This window comes from Ruegeria sp. HKCCD3925 (assembly GCF_057221175.1).
Map to the genome: position 1 here is coordinate 132,324 of NZ_JBWVBI010000007.1, position 14,305 is coordinate 146,628.

The window sequence follows — 14,305 nt, forward strand, 5'->3', positions numbered from 1 at the left end:
ACTCATCAGCCAAATCCACAGGCCTGACATCCAGGGCCAGAAAAAGAAGCCAAAACGGAGACCGGATATGACCTCCGAACCGGAAAAGAAAAAACCAATCTGGCGCCGGTATTTCCTGTGGGGAATGCCCGTGGCCGGGATCGCTGCGGCCTTTGCCGCCGGCATCATCTTCTGGGGCGGGTTCAACACCGCTATGGAAGCTACCAACACCAAGGAATTCTGCGTCTCGTGCCACGAGATGCGAGATTTCGTTTACGAAGAATACACCGGCACAATCCACGACGTGAACCGTTCGGGCGTAGGCGCGGTCTGTTCCGACTGTCACGTGCCCAAGGATTGGACTCACAAGATCATCCGCAAGATCAAGGCGTCCAAAGAACTGTATGGCAAGGTGGTCGGCACCATAAACACGCGCGAGAAATTCGAAGCCAAGCGCGTGCATCTGGCTATGAATGAATGGGAGCGGATGAAATCCACGGACTCGCGCGAGTGCCGCAACTGCCATGACTTCGAGTCGATGATGCCCGAGTTCCAGAAACCCCGCGCCCGTCAGCAGCACCTGAACGCGATGACCGTCGGTCAGACCTGTATTGACTGCCACAAGGGGATTGCGCACTCGGACGCCCGCGACCGGGCCGACGAAGAGTATCTGGAAAAGCTTGAAGCGCCGAACCCAGATTTCATTCGCGAAATCCCGGCCGAATACCTGGCAAGTCTCGAACGCATCGAAGCCAAGGAAGCTGCCGATGCCGAGGCTGAGAAAGCCGCGCGTGTAGCCCAGCAAGAGGCCGTACAGGCCCAGATCGCAGCAGCGGTTGACGCAGCCGTCGCTGAAGAGCGTGCCAAAGCTTCTGGCGAAGAAGCCGCAGCCCCGGCAGGTGGCGGCAGCGATGTTGGCACAAATATCGATTGGGCCGCTGTCCCCGGTGCAGATATGAAACTGTTCTATCCTGGTCAGGCCTCGTTTGAATGGGTTCAGAACGGCAGATCCCACGGAGGAGCACGTCCTTTGACCAAGGGCGGAGACAAGTGCACCACCTGTCACGCTGCCGAACTAGACGCGATCGGCAACAAGATCGTGGCCGGTGGGGATCTGGAACCAACCCCGATCCCGGGCAAACGCGGCGTGATAGACGCCACCGTTCAAGCCGCGCATGATGATGAGACCCTCTATATCCGTCTGCAATGGCCGGATGCGGGCCACAACCCCGCCCCCTTTGTCGATGGCGGCAAGATGGACCCGGACAACCAGATCAAGGTGGCCATGATGATCACCGGCACTGGGATTGAGCTGGGCGATCAGGTCGGCTGCTGGGCCTCGTGCCATGCAGACAACAGCTACATGCCCTTTGACCCGGGTGCCGAGGCGATTGCCGCAAATGGCGATGTCTCGGGTCGGCTGAGCACGCAGGACACTGTGACCAAATACATCAGCGAAAGCCGCACCGAGGTCGAGATCAAAGGCCGCCGCGGTAAGGCGCTGGGTGGCTGGGACAAGCTGCAGGCCGCCGATCAGATCGAGCAGTATCTGGCCGAAGGCACCTATCTGGATCTGATGCGCGTCTACGCGGACGGCAGCGCCACCAACGGCTATCTGCTAGAACAGCGCGTGGTCAATGACGGTGAGATCGCCGCCTCGGCCAGCCTTGATGCAGGTATGTGGACCGTGGTCTTCACGCGCCCATTGAACTCGGGCGCAGCTGGTGACGTGCCGCTGGAGGCCGGTCAGACCTATACGGTGGGCTTTGCCATCCACGATGACTTTGCCGCCGCACGGTTCCACCACGTGACGCTGGATACCAGCCTGGCATTGGACGACGACAACGCCTTTATCAACGTCGTCAAACAATAAGGAAGAGGGGCCGGGCGATCCGGCCCCTTCCGCTTAAAAGAGGAGACTTGGACAATGAAACCCAAACACCTTCTCCCTGCGCTGCTGCTTCTGGCCGCGCCCGCATGGGCAGAGGACACCGCCGCGCTGTGTGCCGAAGCCGAAGAGCGCTATGTCGAGCTGTTCGGTCAGCCCTCCTCCGCCGTTGAGGATGCCGATGTGGTGCTGATGTACAAATACACGTTCTGCCCAGCCGAGCTAACCGTGAAACCGGGCACAACCGTGCGCTGGGTGAATGTCGATAAGCGCACCAGTCACTCGGTCCTACTGAAAGACGGCAGCGAGCCCGAAAGCGATCGTTTGTTTCCTGAGGAGACGGTTGACCTGACCTTCCTCACCCCGGGTCCGCAGGACTATCTGTGTGGCCCACATTGGGAGACACAGAACATGATCGGCATGATCACCGTCGAACCCTGAGCCGAGGCAATCATACAGGCAAGCCGAAAGGAGCGCGGGGCAATTCCCGCGCTCCTTAACTTTAGTCAAGGAGGTTCCTTTCCGATTACGCCAGTCTGGCCGCATGACACGCCCGGCCCACCCAGCAACGTCCCCTGATCGCGCAGGAATTCCGGGCTCCGAAGACATTCAGACCAAGCGAGTTTGCACATGAGCGGTAAGGTTTTTCTGATTGGCGCAGGCCCCGGTGACCCCGAACTGATGACCCTGCGCGCGCTGCGGATGCTGCAAGAGGCGGACGTGGTGGTCTATGACCGTCTGGTCTCGGCCGATATCCTCAATCTGCACGCTGATGGCGCACGGCTGATCCCGGTTGGGAAGGCCCCCAAGTGTCATACCGTGCCGCAGGATCGCATCAACGAAATCCTCGTCGAGGAAGCCAGCGCCGGTCACACCGTTGCTCGCCTCAAGGGGGGTGACCCGATGATCTTCGGACGCGGCTCGGAAGAGGCCGCGTACCTGATGGCAAACGGCATCCCAGTCGAATACGCGCCAGGCATTACCGCAGCGCAGGGGGCATCCTGTTCGACAGGCGTGCCGCTGACCCATCGCGGGTTGGCGACATCGGTGCAATATGTCACCGGGCACCGACAGGCCGACAAGGTGCTGGATCTGGATTGGAAACGTCTGGCCGACCCGGACTCGACCTTAGTCGTCTATATGGGCGTCGCCAATATCGGCCAGATCGCCATGGGACTGATGACCGAGAACCTGCCCGGCTCAACTCCGGTTTTGGCGGTTGGCAAAGCGACCACACCTGATGAGCGCCGGATGGTATCCCGGCTGGATCGGCTGGCCGCTGATGTGCGCAAGGCCGGGCTAAAGGCGCCCACGCTGTTCATCATCGGCAAGGTAGTTTCACTTTACGCAGAACGGCCTGTGGCCGACCTTTTGGAGCAGGCGCATGGCTAAGTTCGGTTCCAGAAGGCCGGCACAGCAACCGGCTGTGAGAGGACGCAAAGGGTGGGCGGCACGTGCTGTTCTCACTTCCGCAGTGCTTGTTGCCACCACGGCCTTCGCCGCCGACACTCTTGACCCCAACGCACTGAAGCGTCTTGTCCATCAGGACTGCGGCTCTTGCCACGGGCTGTCGCTGAAAGGTGGTCTCGGCCCTGATCTGAGATCCGAGACTCTGGAGCACTACGACGCGGACGTTCTGACCGGCGTGATCCTCGACGGCATTCCCGACACCGCGATGCCCCCATGGCGGCCTCTGATCAGCGAAGAAGAGGCCGAATGGATCGCCCGTTACCTGCTGGCACAGGAGGCACAATGAAACAGCTCATCCTTACCCTCGCCGCCACCCTTATGATGACCACCGCCCAGGCTGAACCCACGGCGACCGGCGACCTAGGACTTGTGATCGAACGCGCCAAGGGCTCGGTTCTTCTGGTGGACCAATCCGACCGCGCAGCGCTGGCGCGGATCGAAGGTCTGGGCGATCTGTCCCATGCCTCGCTGGTCTATTCACCCGATGAACGCTTTGCCTATGTATTTGGACGAGACGGCGGCCTGACTAAGGTGGATATCGTCACCCGCCAGATCGTGAACCGGGTCGTGCAGGCGGGCAACGCCATTGGCGGTGCCATTTCGGATGACGGCGAGCTGGTCGCTGTATCGAATTATGAACCTGGCGGTGTGCGCGTCTTCGATGCGGACACGCTAGAGATGGTCGCGGACATTCCTACCGACAGCAAAACCATCGGATTGGTCGATGCACCCAGCCGCCGGTTTGTTTTTACCATGTGGGACACGGGCGAGACCTGGATTGCTGATTTCTCCAACGGCGCACCCGCGATCACCAAGATCCCCGACATGGGCAAGAATCCTTACGACGCGCTGATCACCGCAAATGGCCGCACCTATATCACCGGCTTGTTTGGCGAGGATGGCCTGACCGCGCTGGACCTTTGGGCCGAGACGCCCGAACCCATCCGCGTGCTGCCCAACTATGGGCGCGGGCAAGAGGAGATGCCGGTCTACAAGATGCCTCACCTCGAAGGCTGGGCGCTGACGGGGCGCGAATTTGTGCTGCCTGCCGTCGGCCATCACGAGGTTCTGTGGATCGACGCCGACACTCTGACCGAGACCGGACGTACGCAGACCCATGGTCAGCCGGTCTTTGCCATGGCCCGTCCTGACGGGCGGCAGGTTTGGGTAAACTTTGCCCACCCTTTGAACGACACCATTCAGGTTATTGATTCTGTGACCAAGGAGATCATTCACGAATTCAAACCCGGCCCTGCCGTACTGCATATGGAGTTCACTCCGCGAGGGCATGAGGTCTGGATCAGCGTGCGCGACGCCAACAAGGTTATGGTCTACGACACGCAAACGTTTGAAAAACTGCGCGAGATCGACGCCGACAGCCCATCCGGCATTTTCTTCACCGCCCGTGCGCACAGAATGGGGCTTTGACATGCAGCATATCACCGACCCGATCGACCGCCGTCTTTTGGACGATTTCCAGCGTGATTTTCCCATCGTAGAGCGCCCGTTTCAGGTTCTGGCCGACGCCCTTGGGCTGGAAGAGGCAGAGGTGCTCGACCGTCTGGCCCGGATGCGCAAAACCGGGCGCATAACGCGGGTTGGTGCGACTATCGCACCCGGCGCGGTTTCCGCCAGTACGCTGGCGGCTGTGGCGGCTCCGGAAGAACGGCTGGAAGAGGTCGCGGCGCTGATCGATGCGGAACCAGGTGTGAACCACAATTACCAGCGCGAGGATGACTGGAACCTTTGGTTTGTGGCCACTGGCCCGGACCGGGCGCATGTGAACGACACCCTCGCAAGGATCTCGCAGCGCTCGGGGCTGCGGGTTCTGGATTTGTGGCTGGTTCGGCCGTTCAACATTGATCTGGGCTTTCGTATGTCGGGCGAGACCCGCAATGCCCCTGGCCCGCGAAAAGTGGATCGTTCGGCAATGCGAGAAGGCGACCGCCCCCTGTTGCAGGCCCTCAGTTCCGGCCTGTCGCTGGTCTCAGATCCTTATGCGGCGCTGGCCCGAACCCTGGACCGCGACACAGACGACGTGATGGATCGCGTAGCCGCCTTGCACCGGGCCGGGATCATCTCTCGCCTGGGGGTCATCGTACGCCACCGCGCTTTGGGCTGGTCCGCCAATGCAATGGTAGTCTGGGATATGCCGGCCGAGCAGGTCAGCAGCGCTGGCCCGGCACTGGCAGCGCATCCAGGTGTGACACTGTGCTATGAGCGCAACCCGGTCGAGAATGTCTGGCCCTATCGTCTCTATTCCATGATCCATGCGCGTTCGCGCCCTGAGGCAATGGAGGTTTTGGCCGGGGCCGCCGCCCTGCCCGAACTATTTGGCGCGCAGCGCAAAGTCCTGTTCTCGACCCGCTGTTTCAAACAGACCGGTGCATTGATCCAACCGAAGGAGGCCGCCGCATGACGCTCAACGACACCGACCGCGCGATCCTGAACCGGATGCAGGATGACCTGCCGCTGACGGCGCATCCTTACGCTGCAATTGCCCAGGAATTGGCAATCACCGAGTCCGACCTGTTGGCCCGCCTGACCCGCATGAAAGACGCGCGCGTAATCACCCGCTTTGGTCCGTTCTTCGACGCAGCTGCAATGGGGGGTGCGTTTTGTTTGTGCGCAATGGCCGTGCCGCAGGGTGAATTCGAAACCGTCCTGACCAAAGTCAATGCGCATCCCGAGGTTGCTCATAATTATGAACGCACGCACCGGCTGAACATGTGGTTCGTTCTGGCGACCGAAACACCCGAGGGGATCGCAGCCACAGCCGAGGCTATCGAACGGGAAACCGGGATCGCGGTCCTGCAATTCCCCAAACTTCAGGAATTCTTCATCGGCTTCCGGGTGGCGGCATGATCGACGCAAAAGACAGAGAGATTATCGAGGCGCTGCAAGGCGGCCTGCCCCTTGTGCCCGCCCCCTTCGCCCAGGTGGCCGAGACGCTGGGTTTGGATGAAGGGACTCTGATGTCCCGTCTGGCCGATATGAAATCGCAGGGTGTCATCCGGCGCATCGCTGCTGCCCCCAACCACTATAAACTGGGCATGACCTCGAACGGCATGACTGTGTGGGATGTCGACGATGACCGCGTCGCTGAATTGGGCGCTCAGATTGGTGTGCTACCCTTCGTCACCCATTGCTATGAACGCCCGCGCGCCCTGCCCGACTGGCCCTACAATCTGTTTGCCATGGTTCACGGATCGGACGGGCAAGAGGTCGAGGACAAGCGCGCCCAGATCACGACAATCCTCGGCGATGCCTGCCGGGCCAAAGATATCCTCTATTCCACGCGTATCCTGAAAAAGACCGGGCTGCGCCTGAAAAAGAAAGGCTGAGACATGTTCCGCCTGACCGAATACATGCACCAGCTCGTGAAACCGACCCCAGTGCGCAAACGCCGCCCCGGCCCGGTGAAACCGGTGGTGATCTGGAACCTGACACGGCGTTGCAACCTGAAATGCCGCCATTGCTACACCGTTTCGGCGGATGTCCCGTTCCCCGGTGAGCTCAGTCACGAGCAAGCCATGGTAACCCTTGAGGATCTGGGCCAATTCCGCGTCCCGGCCCTGATCCTCTCGGGTGGGGAACCGCTGGACCGGTTCGATTTCTTCGACATCGCCAAACGCGCCCGCGATCTGGTGCCGATGCTGGCACTGTCGACCAACGGTACGCGGATTTACGACGAAACCGCCGACATGATCGCCGACGTGGGCTTCAACTATGTCGGCATTTCGCTGGACGGGATCGGGGCCACAAACGACTGGTTCCGGGGCGTCGAAGGGGCTTTTGCCGACGCCCTGCGCGGCGTACGCGAATGTAAGAAGCGCGGCATCAAAGTGGGTCTGCGCTTCTGCCTGACCGAGGGCACACAGCACCACCTGCCTGACCTGCTGCAACTGTGCGACGACGAGGGTGTCGACAAGTTCTACCTGTCTCACCTCGTCTATGCCGGGCGCGGTGACAAGAACCGAGGCGAGGATGCCGAGCATTTGCGCACCCGTAAGGGTTTGGATTTGTTGTTGGAACGTGCGTGGGAAGCCGTCTCGGGCGGTCGTCCGCTGGATATCGTGACTGGCAATAACGATGCCGATGCCGGGTATTTCCTGAACTGGGTCCGGGCGCATTTCGACGACGATAAGGCAGCGCATGTGCGAGAGCATCTGGCGGCGTGGGGTGGAAACTCCAGCGGGCTGGGCGTGGCCAATATCGACAATCTGGGCCGCGTGCATCCCGACACCTATTGGTCCGATTACACGGTCGGCAATGTGAAGACCAAACCGTTTTCCGAGCTGTGGACCAGCGATGACCCGATGCTGGCGATGCTGCGTACCCGTCCGCGTCCTTTGAAGGGGCGTTGCGGGGCCTGTCAGTTAAAGGATGTCTGCGGCGGCAACACCCGCATCCGTGCTCTGCAACTGACCGGCGACCCGTGGGCCGAGGACCCGGCCTGCTATCTATCAAACGAAGAAATCGGCGTGCAGGGCGCAGGCGAGCGTCTGCAGGTCACGCCGTTCCGAGGGAAAAGCCATGATCCGGCGCATCAATTCTTTTGACACCTTGAAAATCGGCACATTCTGCTCGCTGCTGCTGACCGGCGCAGCTTGGGCTGATGCACCTTCGGATTATGCTGAATTCTGTGCCTCATGTCATGGCGAAAACCGTCTGGGTGGGGTCGGTCCGGCGCTGATCCCCGAGACGTTGAAACGGATGCGTGGGCCACGCGTGGCGGCGGTGATTGCCGAAGGGCGTACGGCCACCCAGATGCCTGCGTTTTCGCACGAGTTGGACGCGTTGCAGATCGAGGAACTGGCGGGATGGTTGAAATCTCCGCTGGAGACCGATCCCGAATGGGGTGAGGCCGATATCATGGCCAGCCGGACTCTGGATGATGAGTACGTATCGGTTGACGCGCCTGTCTGGGACAGCGACCCGATGAACATCACGCTGGTGGTGGAAACAGGCGATCATCATGTCAGCGTGCTGGACGGCGATACGTTCGAGGTTCTGGATCGGTTCGAAACCCCGTTCGCCGTGCATGGTGGGCCGAAGTTCAGCCCCGATGGGCGCTATGTCTTCATCATGTCGCGCGATGGCTGGGTGCAGAAATATGATATCTGGGCGCTGAAACAGGTGGGCCGCGTGCGCGCGGGGTTAAATAGCCGCAACATCGCCATGTCGGGTGACGGCAAATGGGTGGCGGTAGCGAACTATTTACCGAACTCGCTGACCCTGCTGTCGACAGAGGACTTGTCGGTCGCGAAAGTCATTGAAGTCAAAAGCAAAAAGGGCGTTCCCAGCCGTGTTTCCGCCGTTTATCAGGCACCGCCGCGCGAAAGCTTTGTTCTGGCGCTGAAGGATGTCCCCGAGATTTGGGAGGTGTTCTACGGGGCCAACCCGCCGCAATCCGGTATAGGCCACGATTTCCGCATCGAGGGGCAGTTCAAGAACCCCGACCCGTTCCCCGTGCGCAAGATCACCACGCCTGATTATCTGGACGATTTCTTTTTCGATCAAAGTTATGAATACGTTATGGGCGCCTCGCGTGATGGCAAGGGCGGGCAGGTGATTGATCTGGTGATCGGTCATAAGATCGCAGATCTGGACCTGCCGGGGATGCCTCATTTAGGTTCAGGGATCACCTGGCAGCAGGGCGACACCACCGTGATGGCGACGCCGCATCTGACCGATGGCACGGTCTCGGTGATCGACATGGGAACATGGGAAACCGTCAAGCGGATCAAAACCGAAGGGCCAGGATTTTTCATGCGCAGCCATGAGAACTCGCCTTACGTCTGGGCCGATGTGTTCTTTGGCCCGAACAAGGATGCCATGCACGTGATCGACAAGCAAAGCCTTGAAATCGTGAGAACTTTGCGCCCCGCGCCGGGTAAGACCGTGGCGCATGTAGAATTCACCAAGGATGGCAGTCACGCGCTGGTTTCGATCTGGGAAGATGACGGCGCGGTGATCGTCTATGACGCGCAAACGCTGGAAGAGGTCCGCCGCCTGCCAATGCGCAAACCGTCTGGGAAGTACAATGTCTGGAACAAAATCACCTTCTCGGAAGGCACCAGCCACTGAAGGCAAATGGCCGGTCTGGAAGCTGGCCATCCTGCTTTACCCAGCCACGGCTCTGACCGTGGCCATCAACCTGTTTCTGGCTGGACTGATCCTGCACAGCGCGGGGTTTGGTGCCATTGAACCAGTACCTGCGATCTTATGGTCCATCCCCTTGGGCGTGCCCGCCTCATGGCTGGCAGGGCGCTGGGTGCGTGGCCTGATGGATGAGGCAGACGATTGATTTGAAAAGAAAATCAGAAATTTGCTTTACCTAACCTAAGTCAAGTCGCGACTCGGTAGAATCCAATACCCCAAAGGCATAGCTTTCCGAGTCGGAGACTCCATGCCTGCCCTGATCCCTCTGCACAATCTCCCTGTACGCGCAACTCGCGCGGCATGTGGGTTGGCAGGCATATTCCTTCTGTTGTTGCAGGCCTTTGGACCGGTGCTGGCGAGTCCCGGTGAAAGTGTCTGGATGGAGATCTGCTCGGAAGGCGGCGCGGTCTGGGTTGAAGTTGATCTTGAGGAGGACACCGAAGACCCGACCGCGTACTGCCCAAAATGCGCCGATTGCGCGCTGTGCGCTGTCACCAGTGCAGCGCCCGCACCCGAGCTGGTGCAGATACCGCAAATCGGAAACTTCCGTGTTGTACAGCTTCAGAACAGCAAATCTTCCATGTTGTACAAGTCGCATAAGCTGTGGCCCGAAACCCGGGGACCTCCGCGCCCGACCCAAGAAACTGCTGAACGCACCCTGCGCGCGTCCATGGCGTCCACCCTAAGTATCGGAGGTGCGCCGTGGTCGTAAGTCGCGCAATCCACATAATGCTGGCCCTTGCCCTGTCCTGCCTGATGGCGATCAGTGCCCATGCCGACAGCCTCGCCAGCTTCCTGCCCGAGATTGAACCCGCCGATCTGGCCCCCGGTGCTGATGCCATTGGGCCGGTCCGCGATGACGTTCCGGTTGCACCCGTTCTGAAGGCCGGCGAGACCGTTGCCTGGGCCTTCCTAACCTCTGACTTCGTTGGCACCACCGGCTATTCCGGCAAACCGATCCATGTGGTCGCCGCCATCGATGATCAAGCGGTGCTAACCGGTGTGCAACTGGTCAAACACTCGGAGCCCATCGTTCTGATTGGCATCCCCAACGCGCGCATGGTTGAGCTGACCGAAGGCTATGCCGGTCTGGACTTGAAGGTTGAGGCTGAAACCGGCGGTGAGGGGCATGACCTCGATATCATCTCGGGGGCCACCGTCACGATCATGGTGATTGATGACAGTCTTGTGCGCGGCGGCATCAAGGTGGCGCGGGCGCTGGGGTTGGGCGGTTTGTCTCCGCTGCAGGCCGATGGGCCGAAACGCGAAGTCGATCTGGCGCAGGATGCGGTATACGACTGGACCACCCTATCCGGCGACGGCTCGGTCCGGCGACTAACGCTGGATATCGGGCAGGTCAACGCTGCGTTCGAAGCCACCGGAGATCAGCGCGCCATCAAACGCCCTGAACCCGGCGAACCCGATGACACCTATATTGATATGCATATGGCGTTGGTATCCGTGCCATCGATCGGCAAGTCGCTGCTGGGTGAGGCCGAATATCAAAACATGGTCGACTGGCTGGACGAAGGCGAGCAGGCCATTCTGGTGCTGGGGCGTGGGGCCTACAGTTTCAAGGGCTCGGGCTATGTCCGGGGCGGGATTTTCGACCGGATTCAGTTGATCCAAGGCGACAATTCGGTGCGATTCTTCGACAAGCAGCAGCGCCGGTTGGGCAAGGTTGCGGTACCCGATGCCCCAAGTTTCACGGAATTGGACATCTTCAAGATCCCCGCTGAGGCCGAGTTTGATCCGGCCGAGCCCTTCCGCCTGCAACTGTTGGCGCAGCGGGCTGTGGGCGCGGTTGAGAAGACCTTTCTGACCTTCGATCTGGGCTACAAACTGCCCGAGCAGTATCTGCTGCCCGTTACGGCCCCTGTAGTCGTCGATGACGCCACCGGCGAGGCAGCAGCCAAGGCCGCGCTTTGGAAACGCATCTGGAAGGATCGCACGGTTGAGATCGGGGTGCTGGGCGTCATGCTTTTGGTGCTGACGGCGACATTCTTCTTCCAGTTCCACGCCACCATGAACGCCCGCGTCTTCTATTGGTTCCGCATCGGATACCTGACCATGACGCTGTTCTTCATCGGCTGGTACGCCAATGCGCAGCTGAGCGTGGTGAACCTGATGGCGCTGGCAGGCAGCTTGCGCACCGGCTTCTCCTGGGATGCCTTCTTGCTGGACCCGTTGGTCTTCATCCAATGGTTCGCTGTCGCTGCCGCGCTGCTGTTCTGGGGTCGGGGTGCTTATTGCGGCTGGCTGTGCCCGTTTGGCGCGCTGCAGGAACTGACCAACAAGATCGCGCGGGCCTTCAAGGTGCCGCAATGGACACTGCCCTGGGGCCTGAATGAGCGGCTCTGGCCCGCGAAATACATGATCTTCCTCGTGCTGTTCGGGATCAGTTTTGTCTCGATCCCGCTGGCTGAAACCTATGCCGAGGTCGAGCCGTTCAAGACCGCGATCATTCTGAAGTTCATGCGCGACTGGCCCTTCGTGGTCTTTGCGCTGACCCTGCTGGGGATCGGGCTGTTCATCGAACGGTTCTATTGCCGCTATCTCTGCCCCTTGGGTGGTGCGCTGGCGATCCCTGCCCGTATCCGCATGTTCGACTGGCTGCGCCGCTACAAGGATTGCGGCACCCCCTGTCAGACCTGCGCCAACGAATGCCCCGTTCAGGCGATCCACCCCACCGGTGAGATCAATCCGAACGAGTGCGTCACCTGCCTGCATTGTCAGGTGCTCTACCAGTCCGAGGACAAATGTCCCGTCGTTATCCGCCAGTTGAAACGGCGGGCCAAGACAGGGTCGGTTCAACCGAAAACCCCCCTCGGACAACCACCGGCGAACCATCCGAACGCCAAACCGCAAACCGTTTCCTAAAAAGGAGGAACGATCATGTCGGAACACGATAAGAAACTGAACGTCACACGCCGCGGACTGCTGGGTGCATCTGCAACCGGCGCCGTGTTGGCCGGAACCGGTCTGGGCAGCACCCTGATGACCGCGAAAGAGGCCAGCGCCGCCGCCAATGCCGCGCTGGAGCCCGGCGAGTTGGACGAATATTACGGCTTCTGGTCCTCGGGTCAGACCGGCGAGGTGCGTATCCTCGGCGTGCCGTCGATGCGCGAGTTGATGCGCATTCCGGTATTCAACCGCTGCTCGGCCACCGGCTGGGGCCAGACCAACGAGTCGCTGAAGATCCTGACCGAAGGGCTGCTGCCAGAGACCAAGCAGTACCTGGCCGCCAATGGCAAAGTCACCTACGACAATGGCGACCTGCACCACCCGCACATGTCCTTCACCGATGGCACCTATGATGGCCGCTATTTGTTCATGAATGACAAGGCCAACACACGCGTCGCGCGCATCCGCTGCGACGTGATGAAATGCGACAAGATCATCGAAATCCCGAACGCGCATGACATCCACGGTCTGCGTCCGCAGAAATACCCGCGCACCGGCTATATCTTCGCCAATGGCGAACACGAGGCCCCGCTGGTCAATGATGGCGAGATCCTCGATGATCCGTCGCAATATGTGAACATCTTCACTGCCATTGATGGTGATACGATGGAGATCGCATGGCAGGTGATGGTGTCGGGCAACCTCGACAACACTGACTGCGACTATCAGGGCAAATACGCATTCTCGACCTCGTATAACTCGGAAATGGGTATGAACCTGGCCGAGATGACCGAGAATGAGCTGGACCACGTGGTCGTGTTCAACCTGAAAGGCATCGAAGACGCGATTGCTGCTGGCAACTATCAGGAGCTGAACGGCGTCAAGGTCGTGGACGGGCGCAAAGAGGCGGGCGGTAACCTGACCCGTTACATCCCGATCCCGAACTCGCCGCACGGAGTGAACGCAGCACCCGACAAGAAACACATCATGATCAACGGCAAGCTGTCCCCGACCGTATCCGTGATCGATGTGGAAAAGGTCGATGCGCTGTTTGCCGACAATGCCGATCCACGTTCGGCCATTGTGGCGGAACCGCAGCTGGGTCTTGGCCCGCTTCACACCGCGTTTGATGGCAAAGGCAACGCCTACACCACCCTTTTCCTGGACAGCCAGGTGGTGAAGTGGGACATCGCCAAGGCCATCGAAGCCTACGGTGGTGCGGATGTTGATCCAATCCTCGACAAAGTGGATGTGCATTATCAGCCGGGCCACAATTCGACCTCGATGGGCGAAACGGCTGAGGCTGATGGCAAGTGGCTGATTTCGATGAACAAGTTCTCGAAAGACCGCTTCCTGAACGTCGGGCCACTGAAGCCGGAAAACGAGCAGTTGATCGATATCTCGGGTGATAAGATGAAGGTGGTCCATGACGGCCCGACCTTCGCGGAACCGCATGACTCGATCCTCGTGCACCGGTCCAAGGTGAACCCGGTCAATGTCTGGGATCGCAACGACCCGATGTGGGAAGAAGCGCGCCAGCAGGCTGCCGCCGATGGTGTGGACCTTGAAGAGGGCGCCGAGGAGCCAATCCGCGATGGCAACAAGGTGCGGGTCTACATGACCTCGACCGCACCGGTGTTCAGCCTTGAGAAGTTCACCGTCAAGCAGGGTGACGAGGTAACGTTGTATGTCACCAACCTGGATGACGTGGATGACGTGACCCACGGGTTGTGCCTGTCGAACTTCGGCATCGCGATGGAGGTTGCGCCGCAGGCCACCGCCTCGGTCACCTTCATTGCCGACCGTCCGGGCGTGCACTGGTTCTATTGCCAGTGGTTCTGCCACGCGCTGCACATGGAGATGCGCGGCCGGATGTTCGTTGAGCCGCGGAGCGCGTAA

At 60.1% G+C, this 14,305-nt stretch carries 14 protein-coding genes; all 14 read left to right on the forward strand.

Going from position 1 to position 14,305, the window contains the following annotated elements; translation table 11 throughout:
* Window positions 1-67: 67 nt before the first annotated feature.
* The 14 genes from AC2TEM_RS17435 (at window position 68) to nosZ (ending at window position 14,305) form a co-directional block, all read left to right on the forward strand.
* The gene (locus AC2TEM_RS17435) at window positions 68-1,852 is read left to right on the forward strand and encodes a NapC/NirT family cytochrome c (RefSeq protein ID WP_170425538.1); all 1,785 of its coding nucleotides are present in this window, start codon (window positions 68-70) and stop codon (window positions 1,850-1,852) included.
* A 54-nt stretch (window positions 1,853-1,906) separates the two neighbouring features.
* Window positions 1,907-2,308: a plastocyanin/azurin family copper-binding protein gene (locus AC2TEM_RS17440; RefSeq protein ID WP_170425535.1), complete on the forward strand. Its 402-nt coding sequence runs from the start codon at window positions 1,907-1,909 to the stop codon at window positions 2,306-2,308.
* Between the two features lie 189 nt (window positions 2,309-2,497).
* Window positions 2,498-3,259: a uroporphyrinogen-III C-methyltransferase gene (gene cobA / locus AC2TEM_RS17445; RefSeq protein WP_170425532.1), complete on the forward strand. Its 762-nt coding sequence runs from the start codon at window positions 2,498-2,500 to the stop codon at window positions 3,257-3,259.
* Window positions 3,252-3,623, forward strand: a complete 372-nt coding sequence (locus tag AC2TEM_RS17450) for a c-type cytochrome (protein WP_480459890.1) — start codon at window positions 3,252-3,254, stop codon at window positions 3,621-3,623. The genes cobA and AC2TEM_RS17450 overlap by 8 nt, the downstream gene beginning before the upstream one ends.
* Window positions 3,620-4,765 (forward strand): cytochrome D1 domain-containing protein, encoded by a 1,146-nt coding sequence (locus AC2TEM_RS17455; RefSeq protein ID WP_170609189.1) that lies wholly within the window; start codon window positions 3,620-3,622, stop codon window positions 4,763-4,765. Before AC2TEM_RS17450 ends, AC2TEM_RS17455 begins: the two co-directional genes overlap by 4 nt.
* 1 nt (window position 4,766) lies before the next feature.
* Window positions 4,767-5,756, forward strand: coding sequence for a siroheme decarboxylase subunit beta (ahbB, locus tag AC2TEM_RS17460; protein WP_170425526.1), 990 nt, complete (start codon window positions 4,767-4,769; stop codon window positions 5,754-5,756).
* Window positions 5,753-6,202, forward strand: coding sequence for an AsnC family transcriptional regulator (locus AC2TEM_RS17465; protein ID WP_170425523.1), 450 nt, complete (start codon window positions 5,753-5,755; stop codon window positions 6,200-6,202). The genes ahbB (AC2TEM_RS17460) and AC2TEM_RS17465 overlap by 4 nt, the downstream gene beginning before the upstream one ends.
* Window positions 6,199-6,681, forward strand: coding sequence for a siroheme decarboxylase subunit beta (ahbB, locus tag AC2TEM_RS17470; RefSeq protein WP_170425520.1), 483 nt, complete (start codon window positions 6,199-6,201; stop codon window positions 6,679-6,681). Before AC2TEM_RS17465 ends, ahbB (AC2TEM_RS17470) begins: the two co-directional genes overlap by 4 nt.
* A gap of 3 nt (window positions 6,682-6,684) precedes the next feature.
* On the forward strand, window positions 6,685-7,899 hold the full coding sequence (gene nirJ, locus AC2TEM_RS17475; protein ID WP_170425517.1) for a heme d1 biosynthesis radical SAM protein NirJ: 1,215 nt from the start codon (window positions 6,685-6,687) through the stop codon (window positions 7,897-7,899).
* Window positions 7,874-9,427, forward strand: coding sequence for a nitrite reductase (locus tag AC2TEM_RS17480; RefSeq protein WP_170425514.1), 1,554 nt, complete (start codon window positions 7,874-7,876; stop codon window positions 9,425-9,427). The genes nirJ and AC2TEM_RS17480 overlap by 26 nt, the downstream gene beginning before the upstream one ends.
* Window positions 9,384-9,647 (forward strand): hypothetical protein, encoded by a 264-nt coding sequence (locus tag AC2TEM_RS17485; protein ID WP_170398115.1) that lies wholly within the window; start codon window positions 9,384-9,386, stop codon window positions 9,645-9,647. The genes AC2TEM_RS17480 and AC2TEM_RS17485 overlap by 44 nt, the downstream gene beginning before the upstream one ends.
* Before the next feature lie 102 nt (window positions 9,648-9,749).
* Window positions 9,750-10,214 carry a DUF2946 family protein gene (locus AC2TEM_RS17490; protein WP_170398112.1) on the forward strand — a complete coding sequence of 155 codons (465 nt, stop codon included), beginning with the start codon at window positions 9,750-9,752 and terminating at the stop codon, window positions 10,212-10,214.
* Window positions 10,215-10,231: 17 nt separating this feature from the next.
* Window positions 10,232-12,382 (forward strand): 4Fe-4S binding protein, encoded by a 2,151-nt coding sequence (locus tag AC2TEM_RS17495; RefSeq protein WP_480790615.1) that lies wholly within the window; start codon window positions 10,232-10,234, stop codon window positions 12,380-12,382.
* A gap of 15 nt (window positions 12,383-12,397) precedes the next feature.
* A complete protein-coding gene (gene nosZ / locus AC2TEM_RS17500) occupies window positions 12,398-14,305 on the forward strand; it encodes a TAT-dependent nitrous-oxide reductase (protein WP_170466506.1) in 1,908 nt (635 codons plus the stop codon).